The 14,342-nt window shown below is 61.8% G+C and carries 12 protein-coding genes; 9 read left to right on the top strand and 3 right to left on the bottom strand.

Annotated features, from left to right (window positions below; translation table 11 throughout):
- Positions 1-2,277: a ribonuclease R gene (gene rnr / locus NSO95_RS07790; RefSeq protein ID WP_257595624.1), complete on the top strand. Its 2,277-nt coding sequence runs from the start codon at positions 1-3 to the stop codon at positions 2,275-2,277.
- A gap of 145 nt (positions 2,278-2,422) precedes the next feature.
- Here rnr and NSO95_RS07785 read toward each other — a convergent pair whose 3' ends face one another.
- The gene (locus NSO95_RS07785) at positions 2,423-2,875 is read right to left on the bottom strand and encodes a universal stress protein (protein ID WP_257595623.1); all 453 of its coding nucleotides are present in this window, start codon (positions 2,873-2,875) and stop codon (positions 2,423-2,425) included.
- Positions 2,876-3,018: 143 nt separating this feature from the next.
- On the opposite strand from NSO95_RS07785, the gene NSO95_RS07780 reads away from it, so the two are divergent.
- The 7 genes from NSO95_RS07780 (at position 3,019) to NSO95_RS07750 (ending at position 10,310) form a co-directional block, all read left to right on the top strand.
- Positions 3,019-4,329 carry a pyruvate dehydrogenase complex dihydrolipoamide acetyltransferase gene (locus tag NSO95_RS07780; RefSeq protein WP_257595622.1) on the top strand — a complete coding sequence of 437 codons (1,311 nt, stop codon included), beginning with the start codon at positions 3,019-3,021 and terminating at the stop codon, positions 4,327-4,329.
- Positions 4,330-4,773: 444 nt separating this feature from the next.
- A complete protein-coding gene (locus tag NSO95_RS07775; protein WP_257595621.1) occupies positions 4,774-5,124 on the top strand; it encodes an acyl-CoA thioesterase in 351 nt (116 codons plus the stop codon).
- 243 nt (positions 5,125-5,367) lie between these two features.
- On the top strand, positions 5,368-6,783 hold the full coding sequence (gene lpdA / locus NSO95_RS07770) for a dihydrolipoyl dehydrogenase (RefSeq protein ID WP_257595620.1): 1,416 nt from the start codon (positions 5,368-5,370) through the stop codon (positions 6,781-6,783).
- A 28-nt stretch (positions 6,784-6,811) separates the two neighbouring features.
- Positions 6,812-8,302 (top strand): cation:proton antiporter domain-containing protein, encoded by a 1,491-nt coding sequence (locus tag NSO95_RS07765; protein ID WP_257595619.1) that lies wholly within the window; start codon positions 6,812-6,814, stop codon positions 8,300-8,302.
- Between the two features lie 3 nt (positions 8,303-8,305).
- The gene (locus NSO95_RS07760) at positions 8,306-8,671 is read left to right on the top strand and encodes a hypothetical protein (RefSeq protein WP_257595618.1); all 366 of its coding nucleotides are present in this window, start codon (positions 8,306-8,308) and stop codon (positions 8,669-8,671) included.
- A gap of 2 nt (positions 8,672-8,673) precedes the next feature.
- Positions 8,674-9,588: an aminotransferase class IV gene (locus NSO95_RS07755; protein WP_257595617.1), complete on the top strand. Its 915-nt coding sequence runs from the start codon at positions 8,674-8,676 to the stop codon at positions 9,586-9,588.
- Positions 9,585-10,310: a sulfotransferase gene (locus tag NSO95_RS07750; protein ID WP_257595616.1), complete on the top strand. Its 726-nt coding sequence runs from the start codon at positions 9,585-9,587 to the stop codon at positions 10,308-10,310. The genes NSO95_RS07755 and NSO95_RS07750 overlap by 4 nt, the downstream gene beginning before the upstream one ends.
- A gap of 431 nt (positions 10,311-10,741) precedes the next feature.
- On the opposite strand, the gene NSO95_RS07745 is transcribed toward NSO95_RS07750, so the two are convergent.
- Both NSO95_RS07745 and NSO95_RS07740 read right to left on the bottom strand, forming a co-directional pair.
- Positions 10,742-12,004 (bottom strand): hypothetical protein, encoded by a 1,263-nt coding sequence (locus NSO95_RS07745; RefSeq protein WP_257595615.1) that lies wholly within the window; start codon positions 12,002-12,004, stop codon positions 10,742-10,744.
- Positions 12,005-12,173: 169 nt separating this feature from the next.
- On the bottom strand, positions 12,174-13,088 hold the full coding sequence (locus tag NSO95_RS07740; RefSeq protein ID WP_257595614.1) for an ArdC family protein: 915 nt from the start codon (positions 13,086-13,088) through the stop codon (positions 12,174-12,176).
- Positions 13,089-14,038: 950 nt separating this feature from the next.
- Here NSO95_RS07740 and NSO95_RS07735 point away from each other — a divergent pair.
- Entirely contained in the window at positions 14,039-14,341 is a 303-nt protein-coding gene (locus NSO95_RS07735; RefSeq protein ID WP_257595613.1) for a helix-turn-helix transcriptional regulator, read from the top strand.
- The last annotated feature ends 1 nt before the right edge of the window (position 14,342 follow it).

Raw genomic sequence — 14,342 nt, 5'->3', positions numbered from 1 at the left:
ATGGCCAAACGCCCCGACAATCGCCGCCCGCAGGGCATGCCGCGTAAAGAACAGGTTCTCGAATTCCTCCAGTCTGCCGAAGGGATCGTCGGCAAGCGCGAGATCGCCAAGGCCTTTGGCCTCAAGGGGCAGGAGAAGATCGCGCTCAAGAAGCTGCTCAAGGACATGGCCGAGGAAGGCCTGATCGACGGCAAGAAGACCGCCTACCACCGGATGGGCGGGGTACCCAAGGTCACCGTGCTGCGCGTGCTCGAGATAGACGATGGCGAACCCTACGCGATCCCCGACAGCTGGCAGCCCGACGATGCCGCCCCGCCGCCCCGCCTGCGGGTGATCGAGAACACCCGGGGCAAGGTGCGCCACGCGGCGCTGAAGGTGGGCGACCGGATTCTCGCCCGGACCGAAGAAGCGGGCTGCGGGTGGAAAGCCCATGTGATGAAAAAGCTCCCGGCGCGGACCGAGGGGCTGATGGGCGTGGTCGAGATCGACGGCAGCGGGAAGGGCTGGCTCGCCCCGGTCGACAAGCGCATCCGCCAGTCGACTTTGATCAGCGACCTCGGTGGGGCGGAAGAAGGCCAGCTGGTGCTCGCCGAACCGGTTGGCAAATCGCCCCGCTCGGGCGTCAAGGTGGTGGAGGTGCTGGGCGATCCGCTGGCCCCGCGCGCCTTCTCGCTGATCGCGATCTCGAAGCACGGCATCCCCAACGTTTTCCCGGAAGCCACATTGGAGGAAGCGGAGCTCGCGGCGAAGCTCCCGCTGAGCGAAGACAAGCGCGAAGACCTGCGGCACCTGCCGATTGTCGCGATCGACCCGGCCGATGCGCGCGATCACGACGATGCGATCTGGGCCGATCCCGACGGGAAGGGCGGGTTCAAGGCGGTGATCGCGATTGCCGATGTTGCGTTCTACGTCCGCCCCGGCGGCGCGCTCGACCGCGAGGCGCGCAAGCGCGGCAACTCGGTCTATTTCCCCGACCGCGTGGTCCCGATGCTGCCCGAAGTGCTCAGCGCCGATGTCTGCTCGCTCAAGCAGGGCGAAGACCGCGCGGCGATAGTGTGCCATTTGCATATCGATGCCGAAGGCAAGGTGCTCGAACAGCAATTCCGCCGCGCGATCGTGCGGATCGCGGAGAACATCGCTTACGAGGACGCGCAGGCGCGGATCGATGGCGGCAAGGCCGAGCCTCACCTCCAGAACCTGTGGGACTGCTGGAAAGTGCTCGCCGCAGCGCGCGACAAGCGCGACCCGCTCGAACTCGACCTGCCCGAGCGGCGGGTCATGCTGGATGAACAGGGCAAGATCGCAGAGATTGCGATCCGCGAGCGGCTCGACGCGCACCGCGTGGTCGAGGATTTCATGATCGCCGCCAATGTGGCGGCAGCGAAGGCGCTGGAGAACAAGAAATCGCCCGTCGTCTACCGCGTGCACGAACCGCCGAGCCGCGAGAAGCTGGTCGCGCTCAAGGAATACCTCGCCACCTTCGGCCGCAATTTCGCGCTGGGGCAGGTCATCACCCCGGGGCTGTTCAACCGCATGCTCAAGGATGTGACCGACGAGGCGGAGAAGGCGCAGGTGATGGAAGCCGTCCTGCGCACCCAGACGCAGGCCTATTACGGGCCGAAAAATGCAGGTCACTTCGGGCTTTCGCTCGGATCCTATGCGCACTTCACCTCGCCGATCCGCCGCTATGCGGATCTGCTGGTGCACCGCGCGCTGGTCGATGCCTACGGGCTGGAGCAGCCCAAGCCGAAGGCAGAGCTGCCGCCCTCCACCGGCCTGTCCGACCGCGACCGCGAGGACCTGTCGCGCGTGTCCGACGCCATCAGCCAGGCCGAGCGGCGGGCGATGGAGGCGGAACGCGAGACGATCGACCGCTACGTTGCCGCGTGGCTTGCGGGCCGGGTGGGCGAGACCTTCGAAACCCGCATCACCGGGGTGCAGAGCTTCGGCTTCTTCGCCACTATCGTGGGGCTGGGCGGGGACGGATTGATCCCGGTCTCGACACTCGGCGCGGAGCGGTTCCGCTACGAGGAAACAGCGCAGGCGCTGGTCGGGGAGCACAGCGGCACGCGCTACAAGACGGGCGATAAGCTGAAGCTCAAGCTGGGCGAGGCGAACCCGCTAACCGGCGCGCTCAAGTTCGTCCCGTTCGATAGCGACGGCAACCCGATCGAGCCACGCGGCGAGCGCCCGGTACCGCGCCGCAAGGGCAAATTCGTCGATGGCAAACGCGGCAGGCCGACCAATATCCGCCATCAGGGCAAGCGGAAGCGGTAATCCCAACCGTCATTGCGAGGAGCGAAGCGACGCGGCAATCCAAAGTACGATGCCCACTCACTTAGTCAGCCATTCAAGGCAGACCCGCACCCTGGATTGCCGCGCGACCTGCGGTCGCTCGCAATGACGAAAATGGAGCGGTCGGCTAAGCCAAGCGGTCGATATCCTCGTTGGTGAAGCTGCCGGGCACGATATAGAGCGGGCAGGCCAGCGCGCCCGAATGCGCCGCAAAGTGTGTGATCAGAGGGCCGGGCGATCCTTCCGCCGCTGCGCCCAGCACCAGCGCGGCAACCTCGGGATGTTCGGCCAGGTAATCGCGGATTACCCCCTGCGGATCGCCGACCTTGACGGTGATCGTCGGCATGCGGCCGCTTTCGGAGAAGAGGTTCCCGGCCGCGCTGCTCGCCATCACCTCGGCCCGGTCACGCGCTTCCTGCTCGATCGTCTCCTGCACCGCGCCGAAGGCGGTGAAATTCTGCTTCTCGACCAGCGCCAGAATATGCACCGCGCCCTCGCTCTTCATGGCGCGGCGCGAGGCGAAGCGGAGCGCCTTTTGCGCTTCTTCGGTCTCGTCCATGATCACCAGATAGACGCGCATTCCAAACCCCGTTTCCAGCGCGGCAAGAACCTGCGGCGCTTGGCAGATATCCGCTGAAATCGTATTCGGCGCAAGAACCTTGCCCGCGCGCGCCGAATTCGCCACAGGATGACGCTACGTCAGAGAGGATAGCACGAGCTCCCATGCCCACACCGATCAAGATGCCCGCCCTGTCGCCGACCATGGAGGAAGGCACGCTCGCCCGCTGGCTCGTCAAGGAAGGCGACACCGTCAGTTCGGGCGACATCATGGCCGAGATCGAGACCGACAAGGCGACGATGGAGTTCGAAGCGGTCGACGAGGGTGTGATCGTCAGGATCGAAGTGGCCGAGGGAACAGAAAATGTGAAGGTCGGCACGGTGATCGCCATTCTTGCGGAGGAAGGCGAGGATGTGGGCGAGGCGGCGGCTGCGCCTGGAGCAAAGGAAGCACCTCCTGCCGAGGCAGAAACTTCCAAACCCGTTCGCCCTGAGCCTGTCGAAGGGCCGACACCAGCGCCTGCAGCAAGCGCTCCAAGCAGTCCTTCGACAAGCTCAGGACGAACGGATGGCGGAGACCGGATCATCGCTTCTCCCCTCGCCAAACGCATAGCTGAGCAAAAGGGCATCGACCTTTCGACCCTCACCGGCAGCGGCCCCAACGGCCGGATTGTCAAGGCGGACGTCGAAGGCGCAACGCCTGGCGCTTCGCCGGCGAAGGCTGAAGCGGCCGCTCCCGCCGCACCCGCACCCGCCAAGCCCGCCACCCTCGGCGGCGATTTCGACGCGCCTTACGAAGCGCAGAAGCTCAACAACGTCCGCAAGGTCATCGCCCGCCGCCTGACCGAGGCGAAGCAGACCATTCCGCACATCTACCTCACCGTGGATGTCCGGCTCGATGCGCTGCTCAAGCTGCGCAGCCAGCTCAACGCATCGCTCGAACCGGACGGGGTAAAGCTGTCGGTCAACGATCTGCTGATCAAGGCGCTCGCCCGCGCGCTCCAGCGCGTGCCCAAGTGCAATGTCAGCTTCCAGGGCGACGAGCTGTTCCAGTATACTCGCGAAGATATCTCGGTCGCGGTCGCCGCGCCGTCGGGCCTGATCACCCCGATCATCCGCGACGCGGGACGCAAGGGGCTGGCGCAGATCAGCACCGAGATGAAGGAACTGGCGGGCAAGGCCAAGGACGGCAAGCTGCAGCCGCATGAATTCCAGGGCGGCACCGCCAGCCTCTCCAATCTTGGCATGTTCGGCACCAAGCAGTTCGACGCAGTGATCAACCCGCCGCAGGCGATGATCCTCGCGGTCGGCGCGGGCGAGCAACGCCCGTGGGTGATCGACGGCGCACTCGGCGTCGCCACCGTGATGAGCGCGACCGGTTCGTTCGACCACCGCGCGATTGATGGCGCGGACGGCGCGGCGCTGATGCAGGCGTTCCAGCAGCTGGTGGAGAACCCGATGGGGCTGGTGGTTTGACACGGCACGGTCTGATCAAGCCGGGAAGCACTGGACGGATTTGGCTGTTTCGATCCGCTTTGATTGGTTCCATTTCACTAGTCTTCGGGCTGATCTTGGTTGACCCGAACAAAAATGATCCGGATTGGACTGCTTCGCTCGTTTTCGGCCTCTTGGCGTTACCGTCGACCTTGGCAATGTTTGGAGTAGGCTTCGTCTTGTTGCTAAGGTTTTGCTTTGAGCCTCTGCTTAGATGGTCAACGGAGAACAATTCCGCGTCGAATGTCGATCTGCCACTCGCGGCAACTGCGGTCGCAATCCCCGTTTCGGGTATCGTAGTCTTTATTGATGGTGCGATTGTCCTCCACGCAATGATTACGGCCGTTGCAATCCTTCTTACATGCTCGATCTACGCCAAGAGGAACGGCTTTGCCTGACCGCACCCCCCAAATCCGCGTCACCGCGATGCCGACCGACCTCAACCCTTACGGCGGGGTGTTCGGCGGGTGGCTGATGAGCCAGATGGCGCTCGGCGCGGGGGCGCTGGCGAGCCGCGAGGGGGAGGGCAAGGCGGTGGTCGTCTCGGCGACCGATTTCGCCTTTCCCGGCGCGATGGCGGTGGGGGACGAGCTGTCGGTCTATTGCAGCATCGCCGGGACCGGGCAGACCTCGGTCACCATCCTCGCCGAAGGCATCGCGCGCGAACGGCATGGCGAGGCGACCCGCAAGGTCGCGTCGGGCACCTTCAAGTTCGTCCTGCTCGACGACGAGGGCCGCCCGCGCGCGGTGAAGTCCGAAGGGCTGCGCACGCGATGAGCGCTGTCCTACAGATATCCGCTTGTGGCATGGTACGCGGGATGAACCACCAGTTCTCCGATCCTGCCGCCGCAAAATCTCGCGCGTCCGCTCATCTTCGCACCGCGCGCCCGGAAGGTGACAGATTTGTCCCCGATCCGAGCCCCCCTGCCGAGGGCAAATGTACACAATCCGAGTTTCGGAAAGTGGCACCTTCGGTGTGCAGTTTAGAACCCAAATCCCATCCTGACAGACAGGCAAACCATGGCTGATACCCAATACGACGTCATCGTTCTCGGCTCCGGACCCGGCGGCTATGTCGCGGCGATTCGCTGCGCGCAGCTGGGGCTCAAGACTGCGATTGTCGAGCGCGAGCTGCTTGGCGGCATCTGCCTCAACTGGGGCTGCATCCCGACCAAGGCGCTGCTGCGGAGCGCGGAAATTCTGCACTATGCGCAGCACGCCAAGGATTATGGCCTCAAGATCGCCGGGACCATCGAGGCCGATCTCGAAGCAGTGGTGAAGCGCAGCCGCGGAGTGGCGAAGCAGCTCAACCAAGGCGTCACCCACCTGATGAAGAAGAACAAGATCGCGGTCCATATGGGCGAGGGCACTCTGACCGGCCCGACCAGCCTGACCGTGAAGGGCGAGAAGGGCGAAGAAAAGCTAACCGCCAAACACGTGATCGTCGCCACCGGTGCCCGTGCGCGCGACCTGCCGTTCGCCAAGGCTGACGGCAAGCGGGTGTGGACCTATCGCCACGCGATGACCCCGCCCGAGATGCCGAAGAAGCTGCTGGTGATCGGCAGCGGCGCGATCGGGATCGAGTTCGCCAGCTTCTACAACGATATGGGCTGCGAGGTGACGGTGGTCGAAATGCTCGACCGGATCGTGCCGGTGGAGGATGCCGACGTCTCCGCCTTCCTCGAAAAGTCGCTCACCAAACAGGGCATGACGATCATGATCGGCGCGGGGGTGGAGGACATCAAGGTCTCGGGCAACGGTGTGAAGGCCAAGATCAAAGCCAAGGACGGCAAGGTTTCCGAGTCCGAGTTTACCCACTGCATCACCGCCATCGGCATCGTGCCTAACACCGAGAACATCGGCATCGAAAAGCTGGCCGAAATGGACCGCGGCTTCATTCAGATCGATCCCTACGGCCGCACCAAATCGAAGGGACTGTGGGCGATCGGCGACTGCACCCCCGGCCCGTGGCTGGCGCACAAGGCGAGCCACGAGGGCGTCACCACCGCTGAAGCGATTGCCAAGGAGCTCGGCAACAAGGATGTCCACCCGCACCCGCTCGACCGGGGCAACATCCCAGGCTGCACCTATTGCCACCCGCAGATCGCCAGCGTCGGCCTGACCGAAGCCAAGGCGAAGGAAGCGGGCCACGAGGTGAAGGCGGGCACCTTCCCCTTCATCGGCAACGGCAAGGCCATCGCGCTGGGCGAGGCGGACGGCTTCGTGAAGACGGTGTTCGATGCGAAGACCGGCGAACTGCTCGGCGCGCATATGGTCGGCGCGGAAGTGACCGAGATGATCCAGGGTTTCGTGGTCGGCAAGACGCTGGAGACGACCGAGGCGGAACTGATGCAGACGGTGTTCCCGCATCCGACGATCAGCGAATCGATGCACGAGAGCGTGCTTGCCGCATACGGGCGCGCGCTGCATATCTGATACGCGTCGCTGACTGGGGGAGGGCGAGTTGACCGGTTTCCTGACACTCGCCTTCCTGATCCTCGTCGCAGGCGTCGTCGCGGTGCCGCTTGCGAGCCGCTTCGGGCTCGGTTCGGTGCTCGGCTATCTGCTCGCCGGCATGGCGATCAGCCCGCTGTTCGGCGCGCTGCGGGTCGATGTCGAGGCGCTGCAGGTCTTTGCCGAGTTCGGCGTGGTGATGATGCTGTTCATCGTTGGGCTGGAGCTCGAGCCGAAGCGGCTATGGGACATGCGCGGCAAGCTGCTCGGCCTCGGCGGGGGGCAGGTGCTGCTGACGACGCTGGCGATCACCGGCATTGCGCTGATGGGCGGCAATGCGTGGCAAACCGCGCTGGCGATCGGCATGGTGCTCGCGCTGTCCTCGACCGCGATCATCGTGCAGACTCTGAATGAGAAGAACCTGCTGCGGAGCGAAGGCGGCGAAGCGAGTTTCTCCGTGCTGCTGGTGCAGGATATCGCGGTTATCCCGATTCTCGCGCTCATCCCGCTGTTGGCTCTGCCCGAACTCGCCGGGGCCGCAGGGGGTCATGGTGGCGATAGCGCACATGGCGGGATCGACCTGACCCAGCAGCTGTCCGGCTGGGCGGCGGCGCTGGTTCGCATCGCGGCAGTCGGGGCGGTGATCGGCATCGGCGTCTATGCCATCCGCCCGCTGTTCCGCTACATAGCCGCAGCCCATTTGCGCGAACTGTTCACCGCCGCCGCGCTGGTGGTGGTGATCGGGATCGCCCTGCTCATGTCGCTGGTCGGACTGTCGCCCGCGCTTGGCGCATTCGTCGCCGGCGTTGTCCTCGCGACCAGCGAATACCGGCACGAGCTCGAAAGCGACATCGATCCGTTCAAGGGGCTGCTGCTCGGCCTGTTCTTCATCACCGTGGGGGCGGGGATCTATTTCGACCTCGCCCAGTCGCGCTTGGGCGAAGTCCTGTTCTGGGCAGCGGTGACGATCTTCGCCAAATTCGCAGTGCTGTTCCTCGTCGGCCGGCTCTATGGCCTGCGCCGCGAAGCCTTGTGGCTGTTCAGCCTCAGCCTGCCGCAGGCGGGCGAGTTCGCCTTCGTCCTGATCGCCTTCGCGGTGGCCAATGCGGTGTTCGACCAGTCGCTGGCCGACCTGCTGCTGATGATCGTAGCGTTGACCATGCTCGTCACCCCGCTGCTGTTCATCCTCTACGACAAGGTCATCGCCCGCGCCTATTGCAGAGGAGAGCAGGATCGCGAACCCGATGTGATCGAGGAGGAGAATCCGATCATCATCGCGGGGCGGGGGCGGGTCGGCGGGATCGTCGACCGGATGCTCGACGCCGCGGGCCATCACGCCACGGTGATCGACTACAACAGCCAGCATATCGAGAACTTGAAGAAGTTCGGGGCCAAGAGCTATTTCGGCGATGCGACGCGGCCCGACCTGCTGGCCAGCGCCGGCATCGCACGCGCCAAGCTGCTGATCGTCGCGCTCGACGAGCGGGAGCAGATCGACTAACTGGTGCGCTACGCCGTCGCGAACTTCCCCGATCTCCACGTGATCGCCCGCGCCAAGGACCGCGATCATGTCTATCACCTGTGGGCGATGGGCTGCCGCGACGTTATCCGCGAAACCTACGACAGCGCGCTCCGCATGGGCCGCTCGGCCTACGAAGCGCTCGGTGCGGATCGGCAGGCGGCAGTCGCGATGACCGATGCTTGGGAAACGATGGATCGCAGCTCGATGCGCGCCATCGCCGACGTCTATCGCCTCGATATCCCGGCGCACGAGAACGAGGAATTGCTCGCCAAGATCAGGGAACTCAAGGCCGAGTGGGATCCGAAACTGCGCGAGGCAATGGACGAGATTGTGGCGAGAGGACGCTGACGATGGCCAAGGGCACACATGAATTCACAGCCGATCCGCGCAACGAGACGATCCTGATCAACGTCAACGGCGCGCTGGTCCCGCGCGCCGAGGCGACCGTGTCGGTGTTCGACAGCGGCTTCATGCTGGGCGATGGGGTATGGGAGGGCCTGCGGGTCCACCGGGGCAAGATCGCGTTCCTCGATGCCCATCTCGACCGGCTCTACGAAGGCGCCAAGGCCATCGCGATGGACATCGGTCTGACACGCAACGAGCTGACCGGGCGGCTATACGAGACCATCAATGGCAACGGCATGCGCGACCAGCACGGGGTCCACATCCGGCTGATGGTTACGCGCGGCATCCGCTCGACTCCGTACCAAGACCCGCGTGTGGTGATTTCTCCGGCGACCATCGTCATCATTCCGGAGTACAAGACTCCGTTACCTGCTACGATCGAACGGGGTATCCGCCTGTTCACCGTCCATGTCCGGCGCGGCGATCCGGCGGTGCAGGACCAGAAGCTCAATTCGCATTCCAAGCTCAACTGTATCACCGCATGCATCCAGGCGACCCAGGCTGGGGCGGATGAGGCGCTGATGCTCGACCCGCACGGCTTCGTCGCGACCTGCAACTCGACCCATTTCTTCATCGTCCGCAAGGGCGAAGTATGGACCAGCAGCGGCGATTATTGCCTCGGCGGGATCACCCGGGCGAACGTCATCCGCGTGTGCCGCGAGGAAGGTATCCCGGTGTTCGAGAAGAACTTCTCGCTGACCGATGTCTATGGTGCGGACGAGGCCTTCGTCACCGGAACTTTTGCCGGGGTGGTGCCGGTAACCGAGGTCGACGGCCGGCAGCTGACGGAGGGCAGGGGGCCGATGGTCGAGCGGCTGCAGGGTCTCTACAAGGCGCTGATGGATCGCGACGTCGCATGACCATACGCATCGCCATGTGGAGCGGGCCGCGCAATATCTCGACCGCGATGATGCGCAGCTTCGGCAGCCGGGCGGATTGCGTGGTGTCGGACGAACCCTTTTATGGCGCATTCCTGAAGGACACGGGCGAGCCGCATCCGATGGCGGCGGAAATCATCGCGGATATGGATTGCGACTGGCACTCGGTGCTCGCGGCCCAGTCTGGCGATGCGCCGGGCGGCATGCCGCTGTGGTACCAGAAGCATATGCCGCATCACATGACCGGCCCGGTATCGATCGCCGACATGCCCGACCACCGCCATGCCTTCCTGATCCGCGCGCCCGAACGCGTCGTTGCCAGCTACCGCAATAAGAACGAACTGCGGCGTGCGGAGATGCTCGGTTTCGCGCAGATGCGGCGGTATTTCGAGGTCGAGGCAGAGCGCAGCGGTAAGATCCCGCCTGTGGTCGATTCGGACGATATTCTTGCCGATCCCTCGGGCGTTCTGTTCGAGTTGTGTCTCGCGCTCGGGATCGAATGGGACCCAGCGATGCTTGCGTGGAAAAAGGGACCACACAAGGACGACGGTATCTGGGGCGCGCACTGGTACGACAAGGTCAACCGGTCGACCGGCTTCGGCGACCCTCCCGGTGCGCTGCCCGCGCTGGATGGCGAATACGCCGGTGTCGCCGACCAATGCCGTGCCGACTACGAAGCGCTCAGGCAATATCGCATCGTTTGAGGCGAGCCTTGTTGGCGGACAGGGTGTCCGCAGAACATTGTCAAAAAATACAGGTTTTCCGAGTTTCTAGAGCTGCATTCTGAAATTTGCTCCCACATCTGCTCCCACATTCCGCGGAGCGCAATTCAAACTGTAGCCGTTAGATGTGTTCCTCGACCGGTTAAATCCAGCTCGCTTTGCCACATGTTGGAGAGGACATTTCAAGGGCAGAGGCAAGGATAAGTGGCACATGTCGACCCACCTTGCTTCAAGTCAGATATCTCCCTGAGGTGAGCTCAATCTAAATACTAACCGCGCGGAAGACGCCTCTGAGATGGAAATGTACCGTTCGAACTTTATCACGCGGATTGAGCGCTGATTGCAATCTTCTGAGGGACCAATGCAAGTTTTAAAAGCTGTCAATCTGCAGCGTGCACCCTCGCTATCTCTAGCTATACACCAGGCAAGCATTGACCCATTGTTGTTAACGACTCCATCCAGGTGCGGACAATCCGGCCGTTCTGAGCTTGCTGGTACTCACGCTGCTCGATCGAGTATTGCCTAGTCTTTGGCAGCCCCAAATCGGTATATCCGCATGTCGGATCGGAGCGGATTTCCTGACGGGTAAAGACCACGCGGTAGCTAATTCCATCGGCCGGTCCGATGACCTGATCGCTAGCTAACGGCGCCGCACCTGCATTTACACTTTCGTCGATCGAAGAACCGGCGAAGAGCTTATCGTTGTCATCTGCCTGAAGTAAAGCAGAGCGGTTGCTTCCGAACGAGCGAAAATCAGGCCTAAGGCTTGCAGCCGTTTCATATTGATCATCCAAACTATCGACCACGAACCCAGCGATTTCTGGATTGATACAGCCACCCCTCCGTTCGAATGCCCTAAAGTCGGCGTTTGACACGTCATTTGCACGCAATACGCCTTCGATTGGAAAGGTACGCTCTTCAAGAGTCAGCAACTGACTAGCACGGACTATGCCGGAATTGTTGGGTTCAAGAACGGCGTCGACGTAAACGACCCCTGAATAAGGAATTTCGACAGTTGTGCGATAAGCAAAAACATCCACCGTAACTGCTTTGGGGCCGGTGAAGCTATAGGTATCGCTGACGCTGCGGGTAATGGTCCTAGACATGGAGTCCATCTGCTGCCGGCCTACCGTTAACGCTGTTTGGTGCCTAACGTTGACAGCTGCTGAAGCGCCGATGCCAGATGGCATGTAAGAAGCAGTTGCGGAAACATCGATAGAGTTTGTAGTCGTGACCGAACGCGACTTTATGAATTGCCAACCTTCACTGGACTGCAGTTGTTCTGAAATTGTTGTACTATAATCACCTTCAGTACATTGAAATATATTCCTCTTTTTTATTATAATGTCAGCGGGTAGTGCTGTCATTCGTTCTGTGTGAAATTTGAAATCGCGAATTTCTAATATTTCTGTTGAAACGACCTTTGCGGGAGCTTGGTAAGAATTATCAACTGTCGTTGAATATGGTTCGCAGAATTCGGTCATATTAGAGCCAAATTCATGTTGACTAGGGAGGTTCACCCAATGGCACTTTTGCCGTACCACCGTCTCGAATTTACCGTAAGTAAGCGATGGCTTGTTGCGCAATTTGGCTTCGAGATCATCTTTTACATCGATGTCTTGAGCTAACGACGCCGTTGGCAATAAGACCATCGTTAAGTAAGCAATTGCCTTCATAGCGCACCCCATTTCGATCTTATCTCCGCAGAATAGATTAGCTTGGAAGTATAACAAAGCGAATTTTTGGCTTCATAGCCGCGACCGCAGGGAGCGGCCAAAATCCGGGGTGGGCAGGGCGGGCAAAAGAAGTGGCCGCCCCGTTTGGGGCGGCCTCTATCACCGGCGGCTATGCCGCCGCCTTCACCTCTTCGGGCTTGGCCAGTTGGTGGAGATAGGCAACCGCGCGCTCGGCATGGGCTGCGGCCTGAACGATGGCGCGCGTATCGTTCTGCAAAACCCTGATCCAGCTTGCGATGTAGCTGGCATGATCCGGGCGCGGTTCAAGGGCAATGCCAAGATCGGCGGCAAGGAAGGCTGCGCCAAGTTCGGCCACCAGTTCCTCGCGGGCATAGCCTTCATCGCCCCACCTCTCGCGGCCAAAGCTGCGGTCAAGGCGGCTCTTGTGGCTGGTCCAGTGCACGGTTTCATGGCCTCGCGTGGCGTAATACCCCTCGGGCTCGTGGAAGGCTGCGAACGGCGGAAGCTGGATGCGATCGGCTGACGGCATGTAATAGGCCTTGTCGCCGCCATGGTGCACGGTGGCGGGAAGCCGGGCGAAGAACGCCTCGGCGGCCTCGATCCGTTCGGCCTCGGGCGCTGGCTCCGGCACAATCTGAAACCGCTCGGGCAAGCCGTCGATCTGCGCCACATTAAAAACTGTGTAGGTCTTCAGGAAACGGAACGACTGCGCCTTGTCCTCGCCGCTTGCCTCGTCGTGCACAGTCTTCTGGCTGTCGCCATAATAGACAATCGCCGCGCCGGTTTCGCCCTTGCGCACCTGACCGCCCAAAACCTGCGCCTGCCGGTATGTCATCCATGACGGGCTGGCAAAGCCCGATGTCTGCGCCTCCATCCACAAGAGGAGAACATTGATCCCGCGATAGGGCTGGCCGGTGGCGCGCAAGGGCCGGGCCCTGCCTCCTGCGGCCATATCGCCGCCGCTCCATGGTTTGGTCCAGGGGCGGGTGCCCTGTTCCAGCTCGGCGAGAATGCGGTCAGTGATCCGGCTATGGGGGTCTTGCCTAGTGGTCTGTCTGGTCATGCTGCTTACTCCCTTCAAATCCGCGCAGCGGGTCATGCCGCGCATGACCCCTGCCGACCCGGCGAGGGGCGGAGAGAGTGGGGGCAAGGTCCGGTGCCGGGGGTGGTGCGGGCGCAGCGCAGTGAGCCACGGCCCCAAACCGGCACCTTGCAGGGAGAGAGAGGCAGCGCCTCTTTCTTCCTCGAAACAGACGAAGCCTGCGCCGCTGGCGGCGCGCATCAGCGGGCGGGCGCAAGCGCACGCCCTCAATTCGCGTCAGGGATGGAATCCCGAATGGGCGCAAACGGCAACGCCGGTTCAGTAGCGCCAGCAAATCCAGTCCAACCCAAGGGGGCCGAGGGAGGCTTTGAATTCGACTGGCGCATATACTCAAAATTAAATTCGCTGTGAGCGAATTTTGTTCTTGCGGGACGATGCGCGCCGAACTAGATAGGGAGCGTGTGAATTACGGAAGAAGTTCTCATACTCAGTTTCGGCTTTTGCCGAAGCGTGGGGGGCGAAAGCTCTCTGTCACTTCATCCGCTCAGGGCGCGATGCCCCCCGGCGACGGGGACGGCGCGGGCGAGGCGGGCGAAGCAGCGACGATAACGAGAATTGTTATCGTCGCTAGGTAAAGGGTTAAGTTGTCGGGTCCGGCCTGTTCGGCGAGAATCCTTGGTCAGAGCATCCACGGTGGGTGGTCGCCAAGGCGAACAGGAAAGGAAGAGCCAATGGCTTTTTCGAAGATCACATACCGACGACGGCGGCGACGTGGGCTGCGAGGTGAACCTCTTGAGCAGCGTCGCGGGTTCTGGAGGACACTCCGGTCCCCGAATACCTTGCGGCTCATCGTCATGGTGGGCCTCCTGATCCACCGGGCTTACCGTTGGGTTCTGAAAGTTTTGGAACTTTTTGAGTAGACCGCCAACCTAATATCTAAAATCTCTGGCAAAATGCCGATAGGAATAAATATGCTTAGCGAAGCTCTCAGACTTATTCGTGTGTTCCACGATTTGAAGCAATTCGAGCTTGCGGATCGGCTCAATATTTCAAAGTCTCATATTTCAGAAATCGAGCGTGGCACTAAGACACCTTCGCTAGAGCTGATTGAAAAGTACTCGGCTGAGTTTCGGATTCCGGTTTCGGCGATCATGTTTTTCGCAGAGGAAATTCCGAATGCCAAGCGGGGTGAGAAGGCAAGGACGAAAATCGCTTCGTCGGTGCTCGATTTGCTAAGCTTCATCGAGAGGAAGGCGGATGCCTCCGCGAGATAGG

It is taken from the genome of Parerythrobacter lacustris, assembly GCF_024626475.1.
GTDB classification, from domain to species: Bacteria; Pseudomonadota; Alphaproteobacteria; order Sphingomonadales; family Sphingomonadaceae; genus Parerythrobacter_A; species Parerythrobacter_A lacustris.
This window is presented reverse-complemented; position numbering and strand designations above follow the sequence as displayed.

Bases quoted from the DNA above. Each gene is read 5' to 3' on its own strand.
- rnr (WP_257595624.1), top strand. From the start codon at position 1: ATGGCCAAACGCCCCGACAATCGCCGCCCGCAGGGCATGCCGCGTAAA.
- NSO95_RS07785 (WP_257595623.1), bottom strand. From the start codon at position 2,875: ATGCGCGTCTATCTGGTGATCATGGACGAGACCGAAGAAGCGCAAAAG.
- NSO95_RS07780 (WP_257595622.1), top strand. From the start codon at position 3,019: ATGCCCACACCGATCAAGATGCCCGCCCTGTCGCCGACCATGGAGGAA.
- NSO95_RS07775 (WP_257595621.1), top strand. From the start codon at position 4,774: ATGCCGACCGACCTCAACCCTTACGGCGGGGTGTTCGGCGGGTGGCTG.
- lpdA (WP_257595620.1), top strand. From the start codon at position 5,368: ATGGCTGATACCCAATACGACGTCATCGTTCTCGGCTCCGGACCCGGC.
- NSO95_RS07755 (WP_257595617.1), top strand. From the start codon at position 8,674: ATGGCCAAGGGCACACATGAATTCACAGCCGATCCGCGCAACGAGACG.
- NSO95_RS07750 (WP_257595616.1), top strand. From the start codon at position 9,585: ATGACCATACGCATCGCCATGTGGAGCGGGCCGCGCAATATCTCGACC.
- NSO95_RS07745 (WP_257595615.1), bottom strand. From the start codon at position 12,004: ATGAAGGCAATTGCTTACTTAACGATGGTCTTATTGCCAACGGCGTCG.
- NSO95_RS07740 (WP_257595614.1), bottom strand. From the start codon at position 13,088: ATGACCAGACAGACCACTAGGCAAGACCCCCATAGCCGGATCACTGAC.
- NSO95_RS07735 (WP_257595613.1), top strand. From the start codon at position 14,039: ATGCTTAGCGAAGCTCTCAGACTTATTCGTGTGTTCCACGATTTGAAG.